A 23,725-nucleotide genomic window follows, 5' to 3' on the forward strand; every position below is an offset into this window, starting at 1 on the left:
GCAAAGCCATGCCTATTCATCACGATTCACTGGAGAGAAGTTCCATGTCCCGCAAGAACAAGAAGGCCACGCGGCCGCTGATGCCACTGCTGCCGCTGGGCGCCCTGGCCGCCGGCTTCGGCCTGGCCTCGGCCGCGCTGGCCCAGACGGCCCCGGCACCGGCCAAGGAAGACAACGTGCTGCCCACCGTGCGCGCCCGCGCCAGCGCCGAGAAGCAGGGCAAGGACGACTACCAGGCCACCGAAACCCGCATCGGCAAGGGCAAGCAGGACATCCGCGACATTCCGCAGTCGCTCACGGTCATCACCGAGAAGGTGATGGACGACCGCAACTTCAGCAACGTCAAGGAAGTGCTGAAGAACACTGCCGGCATCAGCTTCCAGGCGGCCGAAGGCGGCGAGGAAGACGTCAAGGTGCACGGCATCTCGCTGCAGAGCACCGGCGACATCTTCATCGACGGCATGCGTGACCCGGCGTTCTACGACCGCGACACCTTCTTCCTCGACAAGATCGAGCTGCTGCGTGGCTCGGCCTCGCTGCTGTTCGGGCGCGGCTCCACGGGCGGCGCTGTCAACCAGGTGACCAAGCAAGCCCAGCTCGCCGACCAGAACCAGATCGACGTGACCGTGGGCAGCCACGGCGCCATCCGCGCCGTGGTCGACTTCGACAAGCGCACCGGCGAAACCTCGGGCCTACGCGTCAGCGCCATGACCAACACCGCCGACAGCAACGGCGCCGGCTCCAAGATCGACAAGCGCGGCATCGGCCTGAACTACCGCTACGGCGTGGACGAGACCGATGAGTTCGGCATCACGCTGTACGGTCTGCAGAACGACAACGGAATCAACTACGGCGTGCGCTGGATGCGCCAGAGCCCGACCGACACCGTCGCCAACAAGCTCAACACCAAGCTCGACCCCGACGCCTACTACGGCCTGGCCAGCGACTTCAACAAGGGCACGGCCTACTACGGCATGCTCTCGCACACACACCGCTTCTCCAAGGACACCGAGGTGGTGACCAAGGTGCGCTATGCCGAGTACACCCGCGACCAGCGGGCCACGCTGTGGAACTTCGCGGCTGCGGCCCAGCAGCCGGGTGGGCAGGTCGTGTCGCTGGACACGCTCAGCAACGCCACCGTGCTCACCCGCGGCTTCCAGCCCAAGAAGCAGGACATGCAGACGGTCACCGCCCAGAGCGACCTGAGCACGCGCTTTGACGCCCTGGGCTTCAAGCACACGCTGCAAGCCGGCGTGGACTTCGCCAAGGAGAAGAAGCAGGTGTTCGGCCAGATCACGGCCGCGCAGGGTGGCATCGTGCCGACGCGCCCCAACACCACCATCGGCTCGCCGAGCGACGGCGCCAGCATCGACGAGAGCCTGCGCAGCTACCGCAAGACCAGCGCGTATGTGTCCGACGCTTACGGCGGCTACGTGCAGGACATGATCGAAGTGGCCCCGATGTGGAAGGTGCTGGCCGGCCTGCGCTACGACCACCTCAAGGGTGACTACGACACCTACGCCGTGCCGACCAATGCGCTGACCCCGGTCACGACCAGCACCTACCAGATGAAGGTCTCCGAGGTCAGCAAGCGCGGCGCGGTGCTGTTCCAGCCGGATGCGCAATGGTCCTTCCATCTGATGGGCGCGACCTCCTTCAACACCTCGGGTGATGCCTATTCGCTGAACGCCGCCAACCAGGACATCCCGCCGGAGAAGTCCGTCAACGTCGAGCTGGGTGCCAAGTGGGACAGCGCCGACGGCCGCCTGAGCCTGCGTGCCAGCGCCTTCCGCAACACCAAGCTGCACGAGCGCAACACCGACCCGCTGAACGCCAACGTGGTGACGCTGTCGGGCAAGCGCCACGCGGCTGGCCTGGACTTCGACGTGGCGGGCCGCATCACGCCGGCCTGGGAAGTCTTCGGCAACTTCACCTGGATCCCGGTCGCCAAGATCGACATCTCCAGCGCCACCGGCGGCGAGCTGCAGGGCCAGCGTCCGTCGCTGACGCCGCGCTACTCCGGCAGCCTGTGGACGGCCTACCAGGTGCTGCCGCAGCTGCGCCTGGGCGCCGGTGTCAACGCCCGCAGCGGCCAGACGCCCAACCGCAACCCGGCCAACATCTACGCGCCCAAGTTCGTCACCGCCGACGTGATGGCCGAATACACGGTGGTGCCTGACCAGCTGAGCTTCAAGCTCTACGTCAGCAACATCGCCAACAAGCTCTACGCCGACCAGCTCTACACGAGCTTCTACGTGCCGGGCACGGGGCGCGTCACGAGCCTGACCGGCACCTACAAGTTCTGACCCTGACCGCGAGCCGAGCCACGCCATGCTGCTGAAGATCCCCCAGATCCTCGACGCGGATGGCGTCGCCCGTGCCCGCGCGCTGCTGGCTGCCGCGCCCTGGAGCGATGGCCGCAGCACCGCCGGCCGCCAGGCCGCGCAGGTCAAGAACAATGAACAGCTCAGCCCCGGCAGCGACCAGCATCGCGAACTGCAGGCCCTGGTGCTGCAGGCGCTGGACCGCCACCCGTTGTTCTTCTCGGCCACGCTGCCCAAGCGCGTGCTGCCGCCGCAGTTCAACCGCTATGGCGGCGCCACCAACACCTACGGCAACCATGTCGACCAGGCGGTGCGCTACCTGCCCGGCGGCACGCAGCGGGTGCGCACCGACATCTCCTGCACCCTCTTCCTGAGCGACCCCGCCGACTACGACGGCGGCGACCTCGTCATCGACACCACCTTCGGCGAGCAGCGCGTGAAGCTGGCCGCCGGCGACATGGTGGTCTACCCCGGCACCAGCGTGCACCGCGTCGAGCCGGTCACGCGCGGCGCGCGCCTGGCCAGCTTCTTCTGGATCGAGAGCATGGTGCGCGGCGACGAGCAGCGCCGCCTGCTCTACGAGATGGACATGAGCCTCATGGCGCTGCGCACCGAACTGGGCGAGACGCCGGAGCTTGTTCAAATCACCGGCACGTATCACAACCTCCTGCGCATGTGGGCCGACACGTGAGCACCCCGCGCATCGAGTCCCTGCCCGAAGGCCTGGCGAATCTGGCCGACTTCGAGCCCGCGGCGCAGGCACGGGTCGACGCCCAGGCCTGGGCGTATCTGAACGGCGGCGCGGCGGACGAGATCACGCTGCGCGCCAACCGGGCGGCGTGGGACGCGATCCAGCTGCAGCCGCGCGTGCTGCGCGACCTGGCCGGCGGCCACACCCGCGTGAACCTGCTCGGCCGCACGCTGCGCCACCCCATCCTGCTGGCGCCCATCGCCTACCAGCGGCTCTTTCATGCCGATGGCGAGCTGGCCGTCGCGCATGCGGCGGCGGCCCAGGAGGCGGGACTCATCCTGAGCGCGCAGGCCAGCATCGACATGCAGGCCGTGGCCACGCCGATGCTCGCCGACGCCACCGCCGGGCCGCTGTGGTTCCAGCTCTACTGGCGCGACGACCGCGACTTCATGCGCGACCTGCTGCAGCGCGTGCAGGCCGCCGGCTTCCAGGCCCTGGTGCTGACGGTGGACGCGCCGGTGCACGGCGCCCGCGATCGGGAGCGCCGCGCGGGTTACCAGCTGCCAGACCACATCCGCGCCGTGAACCTCGGCGGCCGCAAGAAGCCGCTGGACCTGCAGCCCGGCCAGAGCGTGCTGTTCGACGGCCTGATGCCGCGCGCGGCCACCTGGCGCGAGATCGACTGGCTGCGCGCGACCAGCCCCTTGCCGCTGTTGCTCAAGGGCGTGACCCACATCGGCGATGCCCGCGAGGCCCTGGACCGCGGCGTGACGGGCTTCATCGTGTCCAACCACGGCGGCCGCGCCCTCGACACCCTGCCGCCCACCGCCGCGCTGCTGCCGCCGCTGCGTGCGGCCCTGGGGCCCGAGGTGCCGCTGCTGGTCGACGGCGGCATCCGCCGCGGCACCGATGTGCTCAAGGCCATGGCCCTGGGCGCCGACGCCGTGCTGCTGGGCCGCCCCTACGTGCATGCGCTGGCCGCCAGCGGCGCGCTCGGCGTGGCGCATGCGCTGCGACTGCTGCGCGACGAACTCGAGATCGCCATGGCGCTCTCCGGCTGCAAGACCCTCGCCGAGGCCAGCCCCGAACTGCTCTGGCCCGGCTCCTTTCCTGCCTACTTCCGTTGAAGGACTTTCCATGAAGCACCTCCTCGCCCTCGCCCTGGCGCTCAGCGCCACCGCCGCCTTCGCGCACGGCAACGTCTCCTGCCCGGCCATGCCCAAGGAAGAGAAGAAGCCGCAGATGGAGCTGCAGAAGAAGCTCGAAACCGAAGGCTGGAAGGTCCGCAAGGTCCAGAACTACAACGGCTGCTACGAGGTCTATGGCTTCGACGCCCAAGGCAAGAAGGCCGAGGTCTTCTTCAACCCCAAGACCTTCGAGCGCGTCTACCCTGAAGGCGAACAGCCGGCTGCCCAAGCCGCGAAGTAAGCGATGCGCATCCGCGTCTGGGACGCGCTGGTGCGTGTTCTGCACTGGACGCTGGCCGCCGCCGTGGCCACCGGCCTGATCAGCGGCCACTGGCCACCCAGCCATTTCGACGACTGGCATCACACCGCCGGCTACGTCGCCGCTGCGGCCGTGGTGCTGCGGCTGGTCTGGGGCATTCGCGGCAGCCGCTATGCGCGCCTGTCGCAGTTCGTGCGCAGCCCTCGCCAGGTGCTGGCCTATGCCCGCGCGCTGCGCGCCGGAGACGAGCCGCGCTACATCGGCCACAACCCGCTCGGGGGCTGGATGGTGCTCGCCCTGTGGGCCACCGCTGCGGCGCTGGCGCTCACCGGCTGGCTCTACACGACCGATTGGCTGTGGGGTTATGAGTGGCTGTCGGACCTGCACGCAGGCTTGGCCTGGGCCATCGTGGCCCTCGTCACGGCTCATCTTGGCGGGGTCGCGATGACGAGCTGGCGGCATCGCGAGAACCTCGTCGGCGCGATGTTCAGCGGCGCCAAACGCGCGCCTCAGCCCGGAGATATCGACTGAGTCGAGCCCCGCGCGCCGCGCACGCCATGCATGCCTCGAGGCCGCTCAGAGGCCCCGAATGATGCGGCCTCGCGACATGCGAGGCCTCAAAGGTCCGATTTCATGGGCCTGTGCGGGTCATCCCCTCTATGAAAGCCTTCTTTTTCCCCAGGGAGCGCAGTACCATCGCCGACGCAGGGTGCTAGAGAGTATTGAAGGCTTACGCGGCCTTCACCCGGACCCGGCACATCAACAACTTTTGATGGAGTGAATCGACATGGCAACTGCGACTAAGAAGGCCGCGCCCGCGAAGAAGGCCGCCCCGGCCAAGACAGCGGCAAAGAAGGCCGCTCCGGCCAAGAAGGCGGCAGCGCCTGCAAAGGCCCCGGCCGCCAAGAAGGCAGCACCGGCCAAGAAGGCCGCCACGCCCGCCAAGAAGGCTGCGCCGGCCAAGAAGGCCGCTGCTCCCGCCAAGAAGCGCACCCCCAACGCCGCCTTCATGAAGGCCCTGACCCCCTCTGCTGCCCTGGCAGCCATCGTCGGCTCGGCTCCGCTGCCGCGCACCGACGTGACCAAGAAGGTCTGGGAATACATCAAGAAGAACAAGCTGCAGGACGAGCTGCAAAAGCGCGTCATCAACGCCGACGCCAAGCTGAAGGAGATCTTCGGCAAGGCCAAGGCCGACATGTTCGAGATGACCAAGCTGATCAACAGCCACCTGAAGTGATGCGGCGCCGCGCAAGCGGCCTGCGAGAAGCGAAGCCCGGCTCTGCCGGGCTTTTTTATTGCCCGCTCGTCGGCGAGCGGGATGGCGTTCAGCCGATCAGCCGCTGCAGCGCAGCCTGGAGCTTGGGCACATCGATGGGCTTGAGCCAGTAGTCGTCGAAACCGGCCTCGCGCGCGGCACGCACCACGCTGCCGGGGTCGTCGGCCGACAGGGCCACCCAGCGCAGACCTTGCAGCGCGGGCGCCAGGGCCGCGTCGGCACGCGCGTGGGTGATGAGCTCCAGGCCGGTCATGTCGGGCAGGTGCATGTCCACCAGGGCCAGCATGGGCCGGCACTCCGCCAGAGCGGCCAGGGCCTCGGCACCGGTTTCGGCGCAGCGCAAGGCCCAGCCGGGCAACAGGCGAAAAACCTCTTCCATCAGGATGAGGTGGATGCGGTCGTCTTCGACGTAGAGCACCAGCGGTGCGGCACGTTCTGGCATGGCGGGATCAGGGTACTGCGGATGGGCCGCCGGCACGATAGCAGCAAGCCCTGGCGGCAAGACCTGGCCCGGCGACGGCTGGTTCACGCAGCGCGCGTGATTTATCTCACCCGCAACCACCCCCCTCTTCGCGGGAGGGCGTCCCCAACATCGGTTGATTCCTCCCTAGTATTAGGGACATGGCGCCCCCTCCCGGGCGCCATGTTTTTGGATCGCCCGGACTGCCCATGTCGTTGCTCGCCACGTTTGCCCTTGCTGTATCCGCCGGTGCCACGCTGCCCCAGTGCAGCTGGGACCGTCCCGGCGTCAACCCCTTCATGGGTGACGTCGTCGCGGCCGTCGACCGCTACGCCGACATCCCCGTCGCCACGCGCCAGAAGCTCAAGGCCCGCATGAAGGCGCGCAGCTATGACGACATCGCCCTCATCGAGCGCGACCGCATCCAGGGCCAGGCGGCCTATGCGCCGGAGATCCGCGACATGCATTTCGGCCCCGGTGCCGTCTGCCGCACCGTGACCCGCAGCAAGTGGACCGCGACCACGCAAGAGCGCGGCCTCGTCTACTGCGAGGACGGCCAGTGCATCCTCGTGCCCACCGTCTGCCGCAATGTGAGCCGCATCCGCCGGCTGGACAAGCCCGTGGCCGTGGCCCCGGCCCAGGCCACCAACGTCGTCTCATCCACGCGCGCCAGCGAGGACACCGCACCGCTGGAGTTCGACCCGCCGGCCGCCGGCCCGATGGCGGCGCCCGAGACCTTCGCCTCGGCCTCGGGTGTGCCCGCGCTGAGCAGCACGCCTGCTGGCAGCAGCTTCAGCCTGCCGGGCGGCACGGCCCCCACGCCCGCCACGGTACCCAGCCCGGGGCCGGGCGTGAACCTCGGCATGCCGTCGCTGCCGCCGGGCCGCGTCTCCACCGCGGAAGGCCCGCTGCCAGGCGACCCGGTGCCGGCCGTGCCCGAGCCGGGCACCTGGGCCATGATTGCCCTGGGCCTGCTGGTGGTGATGTTCCGCGCGCGCCAGCGGCGCTGATCAGCGCCTGATCAACGCTTCAGCAGCGGCGCCAGATAGCGCCCGGTGTGGCTGGCCTCGCAGGCGGCCACGTCTTCCGGCGTGCCGGCCACCAGCATCGTGCCGCCGCCCGCGCCGCCCTCGGGGCCCATGTCGACGAGCCAGTCGGCCGTCTTGATGACGTCCAGGTTGTGCTCGATGACGACGATGGTGTTGCCCGCGTCGCGCAGCTGGTGCAGCACCTTCAGCAGCAGCGCGATGTCGGCGAAGTGCAGGCCGGTGGTGGGCTCGTCCAGGATGTAGAGCGTGCGGCCGGTGTCGCGCTTGGAGAGCTCGAGCGCCAGCTTCACCCGCTGCGCCTCGCCGCCGGAGAGCGTGGTCGCGCTCTGGCCCAGCTTCACATAGCCCAGGCCCACGTCCAGCAGCGTCTGCAGCTTGCGCGCGAGCGTCGGCACCGCGTTGAACAGCTCGTAGGCATCCTCCACCGTCATGTTCAGCACGTCGGTGATGTTCTTGCCCTTGTAGAGGACCTCCAGCGTCTCGCGGTTGTAGCGCCGGCCCTGGCAGACGTCACACGGCACGTACACGTCCGGCAGGAAGTGCATCTCGACCTTGAGCACACCGTCGCCCTGGCAGGCCTCGCAGCGCCCGCCGGCCACGTTGAAGCTGAAGCGGCCCGCGCCGTAGCCGCGCTCGCGCGCCGTGGGCATCTCGGCGAACAGCTCGCGGATGGGCGTGAACAGGCCGGTGTAGGTGGCCGGGTTGGAGCGCGGCGTGCGCCCGATGGGGCTCTGGTCGACGTTGATGACCTTGTCGAAGGCCTCCAGGCCCTCGATGGTGTCGTGCTCGGCAGGGTCGGCATGGCTCTGGTAGAGCTTCTTGGCGACCGCCGCGTACAGCGTGTCGTTCACCAGCGTGCTCTTGCCGGAGCCGGAGACGCCGGTCACGCAGGTCAACAGGCCGACCGGGATTTCCACCGTCACGCCCTTGAGGTTGTTGCCGCGTGCATTGACGATGCGCAGTTGCTGCCCGTCCACCGGCGGGTGACGCCGCGCCGGCACCTCGATGCGGGCCGCGCCGCTCAAGTAGCGCCCGGTGAGGGAGTTCGGATCGGCCGCGACCTGCTCGGGCGTGCCCTGCGACATCACGCGGCCGCCATGCACGCCGGCGCCCGGGCCCAGGTCCAGCACCCAGTCGGCGGCACGGATGGCATCTTCGTCGTGCTCCACCACCAGCACCGAGTTGCCCAGGTCGCGCAGCCGGCGCAACGTGGCAATCAGCCGGTCGTTGTCGCGCTGGTGCAGGCCGATGCTGGGTTCGTCGAGCACGTACATCACGCCGGTCAGGCCCGAGCCGATCTGGCTGGCCAGGCGGATGCGCTGGGCCTCACCGCCCGACAAGGTGTCGGCGCTGCGGTCCAGGCTCAGGTAGTTCAGGCCCACGTCGTTCAGGAAGCGCAGGCGCGACGCGATCTCGCGGATGACCTTGTCGCCGATCTCCGCCTTGTTGCCCTTGAGCTTGAGGCCCTCGAAATAGTCCAGGCACTCGCGCAGCGTCGAATGCTCGACCTGGTAGATCGGCCGGCCGCGCGTGCCGGGCGCGGCATCGGCCGGTTGCAGCACGACGTTGCGCGCCTCGCGGCGCAGGCGCGAGCCCTCGCAGGCGGGGCAGGGCTTGGCGGCCATGTAGCGCGCCAGGTCCTCACGCACGGCGGCGGAGTCGGTCTCCTTGTAGCGGCGCTGCAGGTTGGGCAGGATGCCCTCGAACGGGTGGCTGCGCTTGACCGAGCGCTTCTTGCCGCTGGCCGATTCGGCCTGGTAGGTGAAGGCGATCTCGGTCTCGCCCGAGCCGTGCAGCAGCACGCGCTGCACCTCGGCGGACAGGCTCTCCCAGGGCGCTTCCACATCGAAAGCGTAATGCGCGGCCACCGCCTCCAGCATGGAGAAGGTGTAGGGGTTGCGGCGGTCCCAGCCCTTCACCGCACCGCTGGCCAGGCTCAGCGTGGGGAAGGCCACCACGCGGTCTTCGTCGAACACCGTCACCTGGCCCAGGCCCTCGCAGCTCGGGCAGGCGCCCACCGGCGAGTTGAACGAGAACAGCCGCGGCTCCAGCTCGGGCAGCGAGTAGGAGCAGACCGGGCAGGCGAACTTGCTGGAGAACAGCGTGGTGTCGCTGGAATCCATGTTCATGACCAGCGCGCGTCCATCGGCCAGGCGCAGCGCGGCCTCGAAGCTCTCGGCCAGGCGCTGGCGCAGCGCGTCAGCCCCGTCGTGGCGCAGCTTGATGCGGTCGATGACGACGTCGATGTCGTGCTTCTCGGCCTTCTTCAGCGCCGGCAGGTCGGGCACCTCGACCGTCACGCCATCCACGCGGAAGCGCACATAGCCCTGGGCCTGCAAGTCCTGGAAGAGCTCGACGAACTCGCCCTTGCGGTCGCGCACCACCGGCGCCAGCAGCATCAGCTTGCTCTCATCCGGCATGGCCAGCACCGCATCCACCATCTGGCTGACCGACTGCGCCTCCAGCGGCAGGTCGTGGTCAGGGCAGAACGGCGTACCAGCGCGGGCATAGAGCAGGCGCAGGTAGTCGTGGATCTCGGTGACGGTGCCGACGGTGGAACGCGGGTTGTGGCTGGTGGCCTTCTGCTCGATGGAGATGGCCGGCGACAGACCCTCGATGACGTCCACATCGGGCTTGTCCATCAGCTGCAGGAACTGCCGCGCGTAGCTCGACAAGCTCTCCACATAGCGGCGCTGCCCTTCGGCGTAGAGCGTGTCAAACGCGAGGGAGGACTTGCCCGAGCCCGACAACCCCGTGATAACCACCAGCGCATGTCGCGGGAGGTCAACATCGATGTTTTTCAGGTTGTGGGTGCGCGCGCCGCGCACGCGGATGAATTTCGACTCGGGCAGGTCCGGAAGCGCCATGGCAGTTTTCACAAGCGAACCGGCCATGATAGGCCGCCACAATGTTCCGGTCTCCACGACCGCCCTTGTGTGCATGAAGAACTGCCTGGCTGCCGCCGCACTTGCACTGACCGCCGCACTCGGGCCCGCCCCTGCGGCAGCCGCCGCGGAGGCGCCACCCAGCGCCACGGCCTTCTTCAAACGCGCCGCCGTGCGCGCCCCCAAGCTCAGCCCGAGCGGCCGCTATCTCGCCATCCAGGCGGCCGGCAAGGACGACCGGATGTGGCTGGCCGTGCTCGACCTGCAGACCCTGGCCCCGCCGAAGTTCATCGCCGGCTTCCATGACGCCGACATCGCCCACCACCACTGGATCAGCGAAGACCGCCTGGTGTTCGACGTGTCCGACTCGCCCGACGGCACCACCCGCGTCGCCGGCCAGGGCCTGTGGGCCATCGACCGCGATGGCAGCCAGTTGCGCCAGCTGATCAAGACCGACAAGCCCTTCGTCACGGGCGCCACGCTGATCGCCGACCGGCGCCTGGAGGTGAACTGGGTGCTGCACAGCGTGCCGCCCGGGCTGGACGGTGCCGAGGTCATCGTCGCCCGCCGGCCCTGGATGAACGAGCGGGGCGCCGGCCTGCAGCTGGCGCGGCTGGACACCCGAACCGGCCTGACGCGCACGCTGAGCGAGGGCATCCCGGACAACAGCTGGGGCTGGGTGCTCGACTGGCGCGGCGAGCCGCGCATCATCGACACGCTCAAGGACGGCCGCAGCCGCCTGTACCGGCGCGATGACGCCGGCCGCTGGCAGCCCTGGTTCGAGGACGACCCGCAGGCCCGCCAGCACCCGGTGCCCGTCTGGCTCGGGCCGGACGGCCAGATGCTGGGCCAGCAGAGCGCGGGCGGCTACACGGCGCTGTTCCGCCTCGACCCCGAGACCGGCCGCGCCGAGGCCCAGCCCCTCGTCTCCACGCCCGGCTACGACTTCACCGGCCAGCTGATCACCGAACCCGGCACCGGCCGGCTGCTGGGCGTGCGCTACGAGACCGACGCGCCCGGCACCGCCTGGCTCGACAAGACCATGCGCGAGCACCAGGCCGCCATCGACGCCCGGCTGCCGGGCAGCGTCAACCTCATCGAATGCCTGCGCTGCGTGGCGGCCAGCCACCTGATCGTCACCTCGCTGTCTGACCAGCGCCCGCCGCTGTACTTCCTGTACGCCACGGCCGACCGGCAGCTCCAGCCGCTGGCCGGCAGCCGGCCCGACCTGCCCGTGGCCGCCATGGGCCAGCGCGACTACCACCGCGTCAAGGCCCGCGACGGCCTGGCGCTGCCGGTGCTCGTCACCCAGCCAGCCGGCGGCCTCAAGGGCCCCGCGCCCACGGTCGTCCTGGTGCACGGCGGCCCCTATGTGCGCGGCACCCACTGGTCGTGGGAGCGCGACGCCCAGTTCCTGGCCAGCCGCGGTTACCTGGTGCTGGAACCGGAGTTCCGCGGCAGCACCGGCTACGGCTTCGCGCACTTCCGCGCCGGCTGGAAGCAATGGGGCCTGGCCATGCAGGACGACCTCGCCGACACCCTCGCCTGGGCCGTGAAGCAAGGCTGGGCCGACCCCCAGCGCGCCTGCATCATGGGCGCCAGCTACGGCGGCTATGCCGCGCTGATGGGCGCGATCACCCAAGCCGACCTCTTCAAGTGCGCGGTCAACTGGGTCGGGGTCACCGACATCGGCCTGATGAGCAGCATCAGCTGGAGCGACATGAGCGACGAGTGGAAGGACTACGGCATGAAGCGCCTGGTGGCCGACCCCGACGCGGATGCCGCCCAGATCAAAGCCACGTCGCCGCTGCGCCGCGCCAGCGAGATCCGCCTGCCGCTGCTGATGGCCTACGGCGGCGAAGACCGCCGCGTGCCGCTGAAGCACGGCACCGAAATGAAGGCCGCGCTGCGCGCCGACCAGCCGCTGGAATGGGTGGTCTACCCCGACGAAGGCCACGGCTGGTTCAACCTGAAGACGAACCAGGATTTCTGGGGCCGGGTCGAGCGATTCCTGGCCCGCCACATCGGCCCTGCCACAGCCCCCACGCCATGAAGACACTCGCCACGCTCGCACGCTCCCTCTGCCTGCTGCTGGTCGCCAAGGCCGCCCACGCCGCGCCGCCCAGCATTGAAGACTTCCAACGCCCGCCGGCCTTCTCGGGGCCGGTGCTGTCGCCGGACGGCCGACACATCGCGGCCATCGTCAACCCCGACGGCAAGACCACCGCGCTGGCCGTCATCGCGACCGACAAGCCCGACGAGGCCACGCCGCTGAAAGCCTTCGGCCAGGCCGACATCCGCAGCGTCTACTGGATCGACAACGAGCGCCTGGCCTTCACCGTGCGGCCGCGGGTGGACGGCGAAGGCCGGGCCATCGGCGCCGGACTCTGGACGCTCGACCGCAACGGCGGCAACCTGCGCCAGTGGGTCAACCCCACCACCCGTGGCAGCGGAGAAAACACGCCCCAGGCCAAGCGCGCACTGGATGCCAATTGGAGCCTCTTCCAGGCCCCGGACGTGGCCCGCCCGGGCGAACTGGTGCTGCGCCATTACGTCGGCAACGGCCGGGGTGAGCTGAGCTACGTCGAGCTCGCCCGCCTCAATCCGGCCACCGGCGAGCGCCAGCTGCTGACCGAAGGCGCGCCAGACCATGTCATGAACTGGGTGCTGGATGCTGCCGGAAATCCCGCCTTCGCCTTCAGCACGAATGGCCGCGGCGGCAGCGTCGTGCATTGGCGCACGCCCGAACGCCGCTGGGCGGTCTGGCATGAAGTTGCCAGCGGCGAGCCCAACCGGCGCCCACTGGCCATCGACCGCGCCGGCCGGCTCTATCTGCTCGTGAACGAGAACGGCCGCATGGCCCTGCACCGGTCGGACAGCCTCGCGCCCGACGCGCCGACCACCCGGCTGGTGGGCTCCAATGTCTACAGCGTCTGGCCCCAGTTGCTGCGCGATGCCGACGACGATGACCTGATCGGCGTGCAGTTCGAAGCCGATGTGCCGCAAACCGCCTGGTTTGCCCCAGCGCTGGCTGCCGCGCAGGCCGAGATCGACCGCCGCCTGCCCGGCGCGGCCAATCTGATCAGCTGCCAGCGCTGCCTGGCGGTGCCCACGGTGCTGGTCACGTCCTTCAGCGACCGCCGGCCGGTGCGCTACTTCCTGTTCAACCGCGAGACCGGCCAGCTGACCGGCCTGGCGTCGTCCATGCCCTGGATGCCCGAGGGCCGCCCGCGCCAGGTGGCCCGCACGGCGGCCCGCGACGGCCTGCGCCTGCCGCTCGTCATCACCCACCCGGCGCTGCCCGCACCGGGGCCGGCGCCGACCGTGCTGCTGGTACACGGCGGCCCCTGGGTGCGCGGCAACTTCTGGGAATGGCAGGCAGAGCCGCAGTTCTATGCTTCGCGCGGCTACCTGGTGCTGGAGGCTGACTTCCGCGGCAGCGCAGGCTACGGCGTTCGGCACCTGCGGGCTGGCGACAAGCAGTGGGGCTTGAAGATGCAGGACGACCTCGACGACGCCGTCGACTGGGCGGTCAAGCAGGGCCTGACCGACCCCAAGCGGGTGTGCATCGTCGGCGCCAGCTACGGCGGCTATGCCGCGCTGATGGGGCTTTCGCGTGGCCGCGTGGCCTGCGCCGTCGCGGGCCTGGCGCCCACCGACCTGACCAAGCTGACGTCCCGCCACTGGGCCGACTTTGGCCAGGAGAGCCTGACCTACAGCCTGCCGCGTTACCTGGGCGACCCGGTGGCCGATGTGGCGCTGCTCAAGGCCAACTCTCCCATTCAACTCGTCGACCAGCTACAGGGCCCGCTGTTGATGCTCTACGGCGCCCTCGACACCCGCGTGCCGCTGGCCCACGGCACCGAGCTGCGCGACGCCCTCACCGCTGCCGGGCGCCCGCCGGAATTCGTCGCCTACCCCAACGAGGGCCACGGCTTCTACAAGTGGGAGCACCGGCAGGACGCCTGGCGCCGCACGGAGGCCTTCCTGGCGCGGTATCTCGCCCCGCGCGACTGACCGTTCATCGCGGGCGCCTGCAGCTCACGGCGCCCGCCCGGCGGTTCATCGCAGCGCCGTGGCGGCGCGGGCATCGGTTGCCGAAACTGCTTCCATCGACACAGCAATTCCGCTGATCGAACCCCCGAAAGGAAGCACCATGAAAGCCACCGTCCTGATCCAAGCCGCCGCCGTCGCCGCCTTCGCGTTCACCGCCTTCGCCGCCAGCGCCGCCCCGCAAGAAGTCCAGAAGCTGCCGCGCGTCGTCATCACCGGCAAGTCCACCCAGGCCGTCGCTCAGGTGCAACAGCTGCCGCGCGTCGTGGTGACCGGTTACGCCGTGCGCGACGTCGCCCAGGTCGAGCAACTGCCCCGCGTCACCGTCACCGCCCGCCGCGCCTGAGCCTCGATCTGACGATGCGGACCCCGAAAAACACCCGAGCCGAGTCGCCGGCGCAGCAGGCCGGCCGGCCGGGCTGCGCCGACGAGTCGGCTTGTCGTGAACAATTCACGCCACTCTGAAAGACAATCCGGGCTACTGACAGGAGCCCGCTTGTGAAAGAAGAGCTGCGCAAACGCCGGTCGTGGCTGGATGGCTTCATGGCCTACCCGGCCCCACCGGGCCTGAGCGAAACCTCGCTGCGCGACAACATCATCCTGCTGGACCAGGCGCTCTACGCGCTCTGGAACCTCGGCGACAACCTCATCTACGCCTGGACGCCCGTGCCGCGTGGCCTGCGCGTGCTGGTCGCGCCGCACCAGATGCTGACCGAGTACGCGCTGGGTGACGGCACGCTACCGATGACCGAGGTCACGCGCCGCACCAAGCTGCTGGACAAGCTGCTGTCCAACCAGGAGCACCTGGACGCCCAGGCCTTCGACGCGGTGGCCGCGGCGCTGGACATCACGCCCGAGCTCATCAGCCTGCCGTTCTCGCCCGAGCGCGGCCTGGGCCTGCCGCTGATCGCCGCCATCGCCGCGCGCTACGGCATCCGCCTGGTGGAAGACCGCGCCGTCATCTTGTTCGACGCCGTCGGCTTCTCGCTGCTCACGCCGCTGCAACAGGTGGTGCAGCTCAACAGCCTGTCCTGTTCGGTCAACGCGGCCTACGCCAAGCTGCTGGACCGCGAGATCAACATCAATTTCGCGCGCACCACCACGGGCGACGGCTTCTACATCTGGAACCGCATGCGCGGCGTGGAGGCCAACGTCGAGCTCTACCAGCTGATGCAGTTCATCCTGGCCGACAACGCGCTGGCGCGCGAGCGCGCCACGCGGCCCGAGTCGGTGCCGCGGCTGCGCGCCTGCTTCCATGTCGGCTCGCACTACGAGTTCTATCAGTCCGAAGGCCTGAACCCGACGTCGTTCAGCTACTTGGTGGGGCAGGTGACCATCGAGCTGGCCCGCATGATCGAACGCGCCCAGCCGGGGCAGATCCTGGTGGGCAAGTTCAACACCCTGATGCACGACGAGACCACGGGCGAGGACGTGCGCATCGACAGCCTCGATTTCGTCGAGCGCACCCGTGCGCCGCTGCGCAGCCTCAATGGCCTGAAGCTCGCCGGCTCCGAGGTCGACGAGATCGCCTGCTACCTCACCGGCCGCCGGGATGCGACCGGCCTGTGGGGCATCAGCGAATACCACATGGCCGACAAGCACGGGTTGATCCACCGCGTCTACAACGCCAAGATCAACATCCACCGCCGCAACGGCGAGCCCATCTACCTGGGCCTGCGCGAGGAAGACCTGCCCGACGACGCCCCACGCACCACGGCGGACACCGATCTCAGCCCGATGCAGGCCTGACCCCGCGCGCCGCGCCCGAGCGTGCTGGAGTGCCGCCTCCAAAAGCACGCTTTTCAACACTGGCGTCAATCACAGCCGCTAGCATCCCGGCGTTGTGACCGAGTCCCCCGTCTCCTTCGCCGCCAGTCCCAACGCGGCCGGCCAGCGCCGGCTGCTGACGCTGCTGTTCGTGGACCTCAGCGGCTCCACCGCCATGGCCGAATGGATGGAGGCGGAGCACTACGCGGCCATGCTGGCCGGCCTGCGCGAGCTCTACGAACGCATCGTGCCCCACCATGGCGGCGCCATTGCACGCATCCAGGGCGACGGCATGCTGGCCGTCTTCGGCTACCCCGAGACTCGCGAAGACGATGGCCGCCGCGCCACCGAAGCCGCGCTGGAGCTGCACGCCGCCGTGCGCGGCCTGCTGCCGCCAGGGCCGCGCCCGGCCGATTTCGCCGGCCTGACCCTGCACAGCGGCATCCATGCCGGCATCGTGCTCGTCAACGAGGGCGACCAGATGCGCGGCCGCTTCGAGCTGCTGGGCAACGCCCCCAACATCGCAGCGCGCCTGTCCGAGGCCGCCAAGGCCGACGAGATCATCGCCAGCGAAGAAAGCCTCGGCCTGCAGAGCCAGTTCTTCGAGACCGGCCCGCGCTTCTCGCTGCAGCTGCGTGGCCGCGCCACGCCGCTGGCGGCCTACCGGGTACATGGGCGCGCGGCCGTGGGCCGGCGCTTCGAGGCCAGCGTGCGGCGGGGCCTGGCGCCCTTCGTGGGCCGCTGCGGCGAGCTGGCCGCCCTCGACCGCGCCCTCGGCCGCCTGCTGGCCGGCCACACGCTATGGCTGAGCATCCGGGCCGGTGCCGGCGTGGGCAAGACGCGGCTCACCGAGGAATTCCTGCGCCACGCGGCCGACCAGGCCGACCAGCCCGTGCAGATCCACCGCGGCTACTGCGAGAGCTATCTGAGCGCCGAGCCGCTGCAGCCTTTCCTGCAGATGCTGCGCGCGCTCGATGGCCTGCATGACGCACCGCCCGAGCTCTTCGCCGCGCAGCAGAGCGCACCCGCCCAGCGCGCCGACGCGCTGCTGGCGCTGCTGCTGGCCCTGGCGCGGCGCACGCCCCAGCTGGTGTGCATCGACGACCTGCAGTGGGCCGACGATGCCTCGCTGCGCCTGCTGCACCGGCTGCGCAGCAGCGCCCAGGCCCAGGGGCTGCCGCTCTTGCTGCTGACCGCCAGCCGGCCGCAGCCCAGCCTGCCCGGCGGCCATGACGGCGACGCCGAGCTCATCGAGCTGCCCCCGCTGACCGAGACCGAAGCCGCCCGTGCCGTGCAGCAGCTGCTCCCGCAGCACGACCCCTTCATCGCCTCCGAGGTGCAGCGCCACGCCGGCGGCAACCCGCTCTTCATCGAGGAGCTGTGCCACGCCGCGGCCGATGCCGGCGGCGGCCTGGGCGAAGGCCAGAGCAGTTCGGCCTGGCTGGCCGCCCTGGTGGAGTCTCGCGTGGGCCGCCTGCCGGCGGAGCAGGCCCAGCTCGTGCGGGTGGCGGCCGTCATCGGCAACGTCATCCCGGTCTGGCTGCTGGAGGCGCTGACCGGTTGCGGCGAGCGCCACCCGGCGGTGCTGGCCCTGGCCACGCAAGACTTCATCTTCCCCGACCAGCGCCCGGGCCATCTGCGCTTCAAGCACGGCATCACCCGCGATGTGGTCTACGAAGCCACCGGCCTGCATGAACGCCAAGCCCTGCACCGACGCATCAGCTTCGAGCTGGCGTCGCACGGCGGGCCCGACGGCCAGTTGCATGAGCAACTCGCCTATCACGATGCCGCCGCCAACGACTGGCCCGCTGCCGCCCACCATGCGGAGTCCGCCGGCGACCAGGCCCTGGCCGCCTCGGCCCTGGACCGCGCCAAGAAGCAGTTCCGCGCCGCACTCGCCGCGCTGGAGTTCCTGCCCGACGGCGTGGACCGCCGCCGCCGCTGGGTGCACATCGCCCAGCGCCTGGGCATGGCCTGCGTGTTCGACGCCTCGCAGGACGACCTGCGCGTGCTCAAGCACGCCGCCAGCCTCGCCCAGGCCGACGGTGACCCCGGTCTGATCGCCCGCACCGAATACTGGCTGGCCTACGTCGGCTTTGCGCTGGGCGAAACCAAAGACAGCCTCGGCCACGCCCAGGCTGCGGTGCAGACGGCCCAGCTCTGCAACGATCGCGCGCTGCTGGCCCAGTTGCCCGGCACGGTGGGCCAGCTCAAGGCGGCCGCGGCGGCCTACAACGAGGCGCTGCCCCTGCTGGACCTGGCCATCCACCTGCAGCGCGACCGCGCCAGCAAGAGCTCGGCCAACCGCATCGGCCTGGCCTACTCGCTGTGCTGCCGCGCCTATGTGCTGGCCGACCAGGGTCACTTCAGCGACGCGCACGAGATCTTTGCCGAGGCGCTGGCCCCCTTCGATGGCCGCGGCCACGCCGTCGAAGCCAGCATCCAGGGCTGGCGGGCGGCCGTGCTGCTGTGGCAGGGCCGCTGGGCCGAGGCCCGTGAGGCCGCGGCGGTCGCGCACCGCGTGGGCGCGCAGGTGCGCAGCATGTTCACCTGCGCCATGGGTCAGGCCGCGGGTGCCTATGGCGCCTGGATGCAGACCGGCGACCCCGCCGCCCGCCAGCACATCGTCGACGCCATTGCCTGGCTCGCGCCACGCGGCGGTGGCCTGTACAGCAGCTTCAACCATGGCTGGCTGGCCGACATCCTGGCCACACAGGGCGATGCCGGTGCGGCCCGCCACCAGGTCGCGCTGGCCTTGAAGCGGGGCCGCCAGCACGACTGGATCGGTGGCGCCATGGCCTACCGTGCCGCGGCGCGCCTGGCCGCCCGCGTGGGCGACACCGACCGCGCCAAGCGCTACCTCGGCCTGGCCCGCGGCGCCGGCGAACAGCGCAACTCCGCCCACGAGGCCGCCGTCACCGCCCTGGTCGAAGCCGAGCTGCGGCTGGGCGACCGCTGGCAGGCCTCGCTGGATCTGGCCCGCGCCGAGTTTGCCCGGCTGGGCATGACCGGCTTCCTGGAACGTGCCCGTTCCCTTTGACGCCACCCGGTACTGCACCCGACCATGCGCCTCCTGCCTCCCCTGCTGCTCCTGGGTGCCGCCAGCCTGGCGGCCGCCGCGCCCCAACCCTACACGGGTGCCGACTACTCCGGCCGCTACAGCTGCCAAGGGCTGGACGACCATGAAGGCCCCTACACCGGTACCGTCACGCTGGCCCTCGTGCGTGAGCAAAGCAGCGGCCGGCACGGCGCCTACCGCTTCGAGCTGGAAGTGCCCGGCTACGGTCGCTACCCTGGCCAGGCGGCCAGCGACGGCGCGCAGATGGCGATTCACTTCGCGCTGACCGACCCGTCCACCCAGGACTACGGCACCGGCATCGCCCGCTTCAGCAAGACGCGCGACGGCCGCTGGCAGTTCAGCAAGTGGTACTACCAGCCGCAGTTCAAGGGCGGCAACTTCGGCAGCGAGACCTGCACCCAGGTGAAGTAGCGCGGGCGGCCGGCGACGGTCCTCAATTCAAGCCCTGAATCCGTGGCTCCGGCGCACGAGGTGGCCGCCCGGCCCGCCGCCGCCCACAATCGGCCGCATGCCCACGGCCACCGCTCTCCCCACCGCCGCCACCGCATCTGACTGGCGCGGCTGGCTGCCCCCGCGCGACGTGCTGCGCATCTACGCGCTGGCCTGGGCGCCGGTGCTGTTGATCTACCTGATCGCGGTGGAGACCGACGGCGTCTGGTCGCGCGGCTTCAACTTGCTCAGCGCCCTCCACGGCACGGTGCGCAACATGGGCCCGCAGTTCCTGCTGCTGTTGCTGCTGTGGCCGGCCACCGGCTGGATGGAGGCGCGCCGGCTCACCGCCGTGAAGCAGGTGGCCGCGCATGCGGTGCTGTCGGTGGGCTTCGTGCTGGTCTGGTATGGGCTGCTGTGGGTGTGGATTGCGCTGGAGAACGGCATCGCCTCGGCCGAGCGGGCGCGGGCCAACTGGTTCATCTGGCAGCTGGAGTTCGGCATGCTGGCCTATGCCGCGGCAGCCGGCGGCTTCAGCGCCTACCGCGCGGTGCAGCGGGCGCGCAGCGAGGCGGCGGCGGCGGCGCAGGCGCAGATGCTGCTGGCCCGCAGCGAGCTGGCCGCGCTGCGCAACAAGCTCAACCCGCATTTCCTGTTCAACACCCTGCACAGCATCCTGGCCCTGGTGCGCAAGGACGCCCGCCGCGCCGAAGACGCCCTCTTCACCTTCAGCGAAATGCTGCGCTACCTGCTCGACACCGAACGCAGCGGCGACGACCAGGTGCTGCTGCGCGACGAGCTCACCTTCACCGAGCAATATCTGGCGCTGGAGGCCATCCGCCTGGGTGAGCGGCTGCAGGTGGACTGGCAGGTCGACGAGGCCCTGCTCGGCCGCAGCGTGCCCGCGCTGAGCCTGCAGCCGCTGGTGGAGAACAGCATCAAGCACGCCTTCAACCCGCGCAGCGAGCCCGGCCGGCTGCGCATCTGCATCGACCTGGCGGGCGAACAACTGCGCATGGCGGTGTCCGACGACGGCCCCGGCGCGCAACTGCCCGCCGACGGCGCCCTGCCGCCCGGCACCGGCCTGGGCCTGCGCACGGTGGCGCGGCGCCTGGCGCTGCGCTGGGGCGACGCCGCGCGGTTTGACGTGCGCTCACAACCCGGCCAAGGCTTCACCGTCGAAATGAGGATGCCCACATGACCATCCGCGTCGTCATCTGCGAAGACGAACCGCTCGCCCGCGAGACGCTGCGCGACTTCATCGCCGCCACGCCGGAGCTGGTGCTGGTGGGCGAGGCGGCCAATGGGCGCGAAGCCTTGCGGCTGATCCAGGCCCTGTCACCCGAGCTGGTGTTCATGGACATCCAGATGCCCGAGCTGACCGGCCTGGAGGTGGTGCGCCAGCTGCCCAGCGTGCCGCCGCTGATCTTCACCACCGCCTACGACCAGCATGCCGTGACCGCCTTCGAGCTGCATGCGCTGGACTACCTGCTCAAGCCCTTCACCCAGGCGCGCTTCCAGGCTGCCGTGCAGCGCGCGCTGCAGGCCCCGGCGCCAGCCACCGAGCGCAGCGAGGCGGCGGTGAGCGCGCTGCAGAGCCAGCCCGGCGAGGCGCTCGCCCGCATCCTGGTGCGCGACCGCGGCCGCATCTTCCCGCTGGCGCTGGGCGAGATCGAACACCTGCGCGCCGACCTCAAATACACCCAGATCACCGCCCGCGGCGCCAGCTTCCTGGTGCGCATGCCGCTGACCGACCTGGAAGCCCGGCTGGACCCCACCCGCTTCCTGCGCGTGCACCGCAACGCCATCGTCAACCTGGACTTCGTCGAGTCCATGAAAGCCGACGACCAGAGCCAGCTGCAGATCCTGATGCGCGACGGCACCGAGCTGCTGGCCAACCGGGAGGCGAGCAAGCGGTTGAGGGATTTGTCGATCTAGAGCAGGGGCACCGCGGCTTCAGGCCGGCAGCACTGCGCAAGCGTCGGCGCGGGTGAGCAGTGACCGCGCAAGCCGGAGAGCGGGCTTCAGCGCGCGCCTGCCAGAAGGGCAGCTATCGACCCTGAGCGGTCTGCCGATCCACGGAAATCGCGGCCGGAAAGCAGCCGTTAAATTGCTCGCTAAGGCGACTCGTCGGGTCGCCCCCCCTCAATGCTCCCCTGCATCGACCGGGATGGACGCGGGCAGCGGGGCGGGCCTGATGCTCCATGTCCCCCGGTCCGCTGCGCGGCCCTCCTCCTCTACTTGCGCATCAGGCCCGCCCCACTGCCCGCTTGCGCGACACCCGGCTTGTTCGTCGAAGAAAACCGACGGTGCCTGAGTGGGACGCGGGGGGACGCAATTGCGAAGGTAAAGGAGGAGGGCCGCGCAGCGGCCCGGGGGACACGTAGCAATTGCGTCCCCCGCGTCCCACGGCCATCCCGACAAGCGTGGAAGCAGACCTCCGCAGCTGACCGCTCCTGGCCGAAAAGCGCCACCGTATCACCGCCTCGCGACCCACGGCAGCGGCGGCAACGCTGAGGCGGCTTCGCCATTGCACAGGACGGCAGGGCCGGTGAACATTGGTCTGTAAGGATGCCGACCCGGCCGCCGACCACGGTCCTGGCGGCTTTGCATCCAAACCCGTACGTTGTGCGTACGCCAAGTTGCGTCATGGGGTCCGCGCCGCGGGATCTGCGTGATGTGCCGTCTCTCAACCCTTCCAAGGACATCCGCATGAACGCTCACACCTTTAGCCTGCTTCTGGCCGCCGCCGCCGTCGGCGTCGCCACCTCCGCCTGGGCCCAGGTCGACCCCACCAAGCTCGTGGACGCCCAGGAGGCCGCTGGCGGCAAGTTCGAGGGCTACCGCCGCTCGGGCGCCAAGGGCGTGTGCGCGATGGCGGAATTTGTCGGCAGCCCGCAGGGCCGGGCGCTGTCCAGCGCGTCGGCGTTCAATGGCAAGCCGGTGCCGGTGGTGGCCCGGTTCTCGATCGGTGGCGGCAACCCCAAGGCGCCGGACAACGCGCGCAGCCAGCGCAACCTGGCGCTGCAGTTCAACCTGCCCAAGGGCGAGGTCTGGCAGATGGGCAACATCTCGGCGCCGGTGTTCGGCGCGGCCACGCCCGAGCAGTTCCTGGGCCGGCTGGAGTCGCTGATGCCCGACCCCGAAACCAAGAAGCCCAACCCCGAAAAGGTCAAGGCGTTTGCCGAGGCCAACCCTGAGGTGCTGCTGCAAGGCAAGTACCTCGCGAGCCAGCCGGTGCCGGCCAGCTACGGCGCGGTCAACTACTGGGGCGTGCATGCGTTCGCCTTTGTGGATGCCAAAGGCAAGAAGCAGTTCGGCAAGTGGATCTTCGAGCCGGCGGGCGGCACCCAGAGCCTGACGGACGACGAGGCCAAGGCCAAGGGCCCGGACTTCCTGATCGACGAGCTGCGCCAGCGCGTGGCGGCCAGCACCGTGGCCTTTGACTTCAACCTGCAGCTGGCCGAAGCCGGCGACAAGCTCGACAGCGCGGTGACGCCGCTGCCAGAGGATCGCAAGAAGGTCACGCTGGGCCGGCTGACGATCAAGTCCGTCTCGCCCGACGCGACCGGCCCCTGCCTGGCCATCACCTACAACCCGATGGTGCTGCCCAAGGGAGTCGAGGCCGGCCCGGACCCGATGCTCGCCGCCCGCGCGGCGCCTTACGGCGTCTCCCTGGGCCGGCGACTGACGGAGGGCGCCAAGCAGTGAGGCTGGCGTCGGGTGGTGCGCACCGCCTGGCGGGTTGCGCCTGCGGCTAAACGGCCCTACCTGACTGCCGTATCGCGGTCAGAAAGGCATCACGCTCGGACGACGACGCGAACGCCCGGTTCGGGATGACATGCGCCAGCTGCGAGGAGATGTACACCGCCACGAATCCGGGCCGTGTGACCACCTTGGCGATGCCCGCCCATTGAACAAAAGTCCGCGTGAGTTGTGTCTCCTCAGCAAGACCGTCGAGCTGCAATTCAATGGCATGCCGCGTGATGACGTTCCCGTTCTTTCTGGACACCAGGTACAGCGCGTTGAAGGCGAACTGCACCGTCCAAATCAAAGCGTAGGCGGCAATCGCCATGAAGGCAGCATCTGCGGCAGGCGAGCCCGCGCTGGACTCCGCATGCCAGAAGAACCAGGCAGCCAGAAGATAAAGACCCTGCACGGCCGGCGAAAGGAATTGATGAAACGCCTGGAAGAGCAAGACGTCCGTGAACTTGAGGTCGTACTGGATGCGCATGACGAATTGAAGCGGACAAGCCAAGCTCTGGG

At 69.7% G+C, this 23,725-nt stretch carries 19 protein-coding genes; 16 read left to right on the forward strand and 3 right to left on the reverse strand.

The features are described 5' to 3' along the window. The first annotated feature begins 44 nt into the window (after window positions 1-44). The 6 genes from CDO81_RS16760 to CDO81_RS16785 all read left to right on the forward strand — a co-directional run bounded on the left by CDO81_RS16760 (window position 45) and on the right by CDO81_RS16785 (window position 5,698). Window positions 45-2,306: a TonB-dependent receptor gene (locus CDO81_RS16760; protein ID WP_088484363.1), complete on the forward strand. Its 2,262-nt coding sequence runs from the start codon at window positions 45-47 to the stop codon at window positions 2,304-2,306. 25 nt (window positions 2,307-2,331) lie between these two features. Next, window positions 2,332-3,015 carry a Fe2+-dependent dioxygenase gene (locus CDO81_RS16765; RefSeq protein WP_088484364.1) on the forward strand — a complete coding sequence of 228 codons (684 nt, stop codon included), beginning with the start codon at window positions 2,332-2,334 and terminating at the stop codon, window positions 3,013-3,015. Then, window positions 3,012-4,142, forward strand: a complete 1,131-nt coding sequence (locus CDO81_RS16770; protein WP_088484468.1) for an alpha-hydroxy acid oxidase — start codon at window positions 3,012-3,014, stop codon at window positions 4,140-4,142. Before CDO81_RS16765 ends, CDO81_RS16770 begins: the two co-directional genes overlap by 4 nt. A 10-nt stretch (window positions 4,143-4,152) precedes the next feature. Beyond that, window positions 4,153-4,443, forward strand: coding sequence for a PepSY domain-containing protein (locus tag CDO81_RS16775; protein WP_088484365.1), 291 nt, complete (start codon window positions 4,153-4,155; stop codon window positions 4,441-4,443). Window positions 4,444-4,446: 3 nt separating this feature from the next. Next, the gene (locus CDO81_RS16780; protein ID WP_168928268.1) at window positions 4,447-4,992 is read left to right on the forward strand and encodes a cytochrome b/b6 domain-containing protein; all 546 of its coding nucleotides are present in this window, start codon (window positions 4,447-4,449) and stop codon (window positions 4,990-4,992) included. 256 nt (window positions 4,993-5,248) lie between these two features. Next, on the forward strand, window positions 5,249-5,698 hold the full coding sequence (locus tag CDO81_RS16785) for an SWIB/MDM2 domain-containing protein (RefSeq protein WP_088484366.1): 450 nt from the start codon (window positions 5,249-5,251) through the stop codon (window positions 5,696-5,698). An 88-nt stretch (window positions 5,699-5,786) separates the two neighbouring features. On the opposite strand, the gene CDO81_RS16790 is transcribed toward CDO81_RS16785, so the two are convergent. Next, on the reverse strand, window positions 5,787-6,179 hold the full coding sequence (locus CDO81_RS16790) for a response regulator (protein WP_088484367.1): 393 nt from the start codon (window positions 6,177-6,179) through the stop codon (window positions 5,787-5,789). A 227-nt stretch (window positions 6,180-6,406) separates the two neighbouring features. Here CDO81_RS16790 and CDO81_RS16795 point away from each other — a divergent pair, with 227 nt between their 5' ends. Further along, window positions 6,407-7,207, forward strand: a complete 801-nt coding sequence (locus CDO81_RS16795; protein ID WP_158218319.1) for an MHFG family PEP-CTERM protein — start codon at window positions 6,407-6,409, stop codon at window positions 7,205-7,207. Between the two features lie 11 nt (window positions 7,208-7,218). Here the strand turns inward: CDO81_RS16795 and uvrA are convergent, their stop codons facing one another. Beyond that, entirely contained in the window at window positions 7,219-10,113 is a 2,895-nt protein-coding gene (gene uvrA, locus CDO81_RS16800; protein ID WP_088484369.1) for an excinuclease ABC subunit UvrA, read from the reverse strand. 73 nt (window positions 10,114-10,186) lie between these two features. Between uvrA and CDO81_RS16805 the strand changes: the two genes are divergently transcribed. The 9 genes from CDO81_RS16805 (at window position 10,187) to CDO81_RS16845 (ending at window position 23,170) form a co-directional block, all read left to right on the forward strand. Continuing rightward, the gene (locus CDO81_RS16805; protein ID WP_158218320.1) at window positions 10,187-12,184 is read left to right on the forward strand and encodes an alpha/beta hydrolase family protein; all 1,998 of its coding nucleotides are present in this window, start codon (window positions 10,187-10,189) and stop codon (window positions 12,182-12,184) included. Beyond that, the gene (locus CDO81_RS16810) at window positions 12,181-14,148 is read left to right on the forward strand and encodes an alpha/beta hydrolase family protein (protein WP_158218321.1); all 1,968 of its coding nucleotides are present in this window, start codon (window positions 12,181-12,183) and stop codon (window positions 14,146-14,148) included. Before CDO81_RS16805 ends, CDO81_RS16810 begins: the two co-directional genes overlap by 4 nt. A 139-nt stretch (window positions 14,149-14,287) precedes the next feature. Further along, complete coding sequence (locus CDO81_RS16815) at window positions 14,288-14,530, forward strand: hypothetical protein (protein ID WP_088484372.1); 243 nt, start codon at window positions 14,288-14,290, stop codon at window positions 14,528-14,530. A 152-nt stretch (window positions 14,531-14,682) separates the two neighbouring features. Further along, window positions 14,683-15,933, forward strand: a complete 1,251-nt coding sequence (locus CDO81_RS16820) for a hypothetical protein (RefSeq protein ID WP_088484373.1) — start codon at window positions 14,683-14,685, stop codon at window positions 15,931-15,933. Between the two features lie 94 nt (window positions 15,934-16,027). Beyond that, window positions 16,028-18,991, forward strand: coding sequence for an ATP-binding protein (locus CDO81_RS16825; protein ID WP_088484374.1), 2,964 nt, complete (start codon window positions 16,028-16,030; stop codon window positions 18,989-18,991). Between the two features lie 24 nt (window positions 18,992-19,015). Next, entirely contained in the window at window positions 19,016-19,441 is a 426-nt protein-coding gene (locus CDO81_RS16830; RefSeq protein WP_088484375.1) for a hypothetical protein, read from the forward strand. A 97-nt stretch (window positions 19,442-19,538) separates the two neighbouring features. Continuing rightward, window positions 19,539-20,660: a sensor histidine kinase gene (locus tag CDO81_RS16835; RefSeq protein ID WP_088484376.1), complete on the forward strand. Its 1,122-nt coding sequence runs from the start codon at window positions 19,539-19,541 to the stop codon at window positions 20,658-20,660. After that, window positions 20,657-21,397, forward strand: a complete 741-nt coding sequence (locus CDO81_RS16840) for a LytR/AlgR family response regulator transcription factor (protein WP_088484377.1) — start codon at window positions 20,657-20,659, stop codon at window positions 21,395-21,397. The genes CDO81_RS16835 and CDO81_RS16840 overlap by 4 nt, the downstream gene beginning before the upstream one ends. 774 nt (window positions 21,398-22,171) lie before the next feature. After that, window positions 22,172-23,170: a catalase family peroxidase gene (locus tag CDO81_RS16845; protein WP_088484378.1), complete on the forward strand. Its 999-nt coding sequence runs from the start codon at window positions 22,172-22,174 to the stop codon at window positions 23,168-23,170. 46 nt (window positions 23,171-23,216) lie between these two features. Here CDO81_RS16845 and CDO81_RS16850 read toward each other — a convergent pair whose 3' ends face one another. Then, window positions 23,217-23,693: a YcxB family protein gene (locus CDO81_RS16850; protein WP_158218322.1), complete on the reverse strand. Its 477-nt coding sequence runs from the start codon at window positions 23,691-23,693 to the stop codon at window positions 23,217-23,219. Window positions 23,694-23,725: the final 32 nt, after the last annotated feature.

The sequence above is a fragment of the Roseateles puraquae genome, from assembly GCF_002205845.1.
Lineage (GTDB): Bacteria > Pseudomonadota > Gammaproteobacteria > Burkholderiales > Burkholderiaceae_C > Pelomonas > Pelomonas puraquae.

What these genes read in the sequence shown, in the direction of transcription:
- CDO81_RS16795 (WP_158218319.1), top strand. Translation starts at nt 6,407, where the DNA reads ATGTCGTTGCTCGCCACGTTTGCCCTTGCTGTATCCGCCGGTGCCACG.
- CDO81_RS16760 (WP_088484363.1), top strand. Translation starts at nt 45, where the DNA reads ATGTCCCGCAAGAACAAGAAGGCCACGCGGCCGCTGATGCCACTGCTG.
- CDO81_RS16830 (WP_088484375.1), top strand. Translation starts at nt 19,016, where the DNA reads ATGCGCCTCCTGCCTCCCCTGCTGCTCCTGGGTGCCGCCAGCCTGGCG.
- CDO81_RS16840 (WP_088484377.1), top strand. Translation starts at nt 20,657, where the DNA reads ATGACCATCCGCGTCGTCATCTGCGAAGACGAACCGCTCGCCCGCGAG.
- uvrA (WP_088484369.1), bottom strand. Translation starts at nt 10,113, where the DNA reads ATGGCGCTTCCGGACCTGCCCGAGTCGAAATTCATCCGCGTGCGCGGC.
- CDO81_RS16815 (WP_088484372.1), top strand. Translation starts at nt 14,288, where the DNA reads ATGAAAGCCACCGTCCTGATCCAAGCCGCCGCCGTCGCCGCCTTCGCG.
- CDO81_RS16850 (WP_158218322.1), bottom strand. Translation starts at nt 23,693, where the DNA reads ATGCGCATCCAGTACGACCTCAAGTTCACGGACGTCTTGCTCTTCCAG.
- CDO81_RS16790 (WP_088484367.1), bottom strand. Translation starts at nt 6,179, where the DNA reads ATGCCAGAACGTGCCGCACCGCTGGTGCTCTACGTCGAAGACGACCGC.
- CDO81_RS16810 (WP_158218321.1), top strand. Translation starts at nt 12,181, where the DNA reads ATGAAGACACTCGCCACGCTCGCACGCTCCCTCTGCCTGCTGCTGGTC.
- CDO81_RS16805 (WP_158218320.1), top strand. Translation starts at nt 10,187, where the DNA reads ATGAAGAACTGCCTGGCTGCCGCCGCACTTGCACTGACCGCCGCACTC.
- CDO81_RS16845 (WP_088484378.1), top strand. Translation starts at nt 22,172, where the DNA reads ATGAACGCTCACACCTTTAGCCTGCTTCTGGCCGCCGCCGCCGTCGGC.
- CDO81_RS16765 (WP_088484364.1), top strand. Translation starts at nt 2,332, where the DNA reads ATGCTGCTGAAGATCCCCCAGATCCTCGACGCGGATGGCGTCGCCCGT.
- CDO81_RS16775 (WP_088484365.1), top strand. Translation starts at nt 4,153, where the DNA reads ATGAAGCACCTCCTCGCCCTCGCCCTGGCGCTCAGCGCCACCGCCGCC.
- CDO81_RS16780 (WP_168928268.1), top strand. Translation starts at nt 4,447, where the DNA reads ATGCGCATCCGCGTCTGGGACGCGCTGGTGCGTGTTCTGCACTGGACG.
- CDO81_RS16785 (WP_088484366.1), top strand. Translation starts at nt 5,249, where the DNA reads ATGGCAACTGCGACTAAGAAGGCCGCGCCCGCGAAGAAGGCCGCCCCG.
- CDO81_RS16835 (WP_088484376.1), top strand. Translation starts at nt 19,539, where the DNA reads ATGCCCACGGCCACCGCTCTCCCCACCGCCGCCACCGCATCTGACTGG.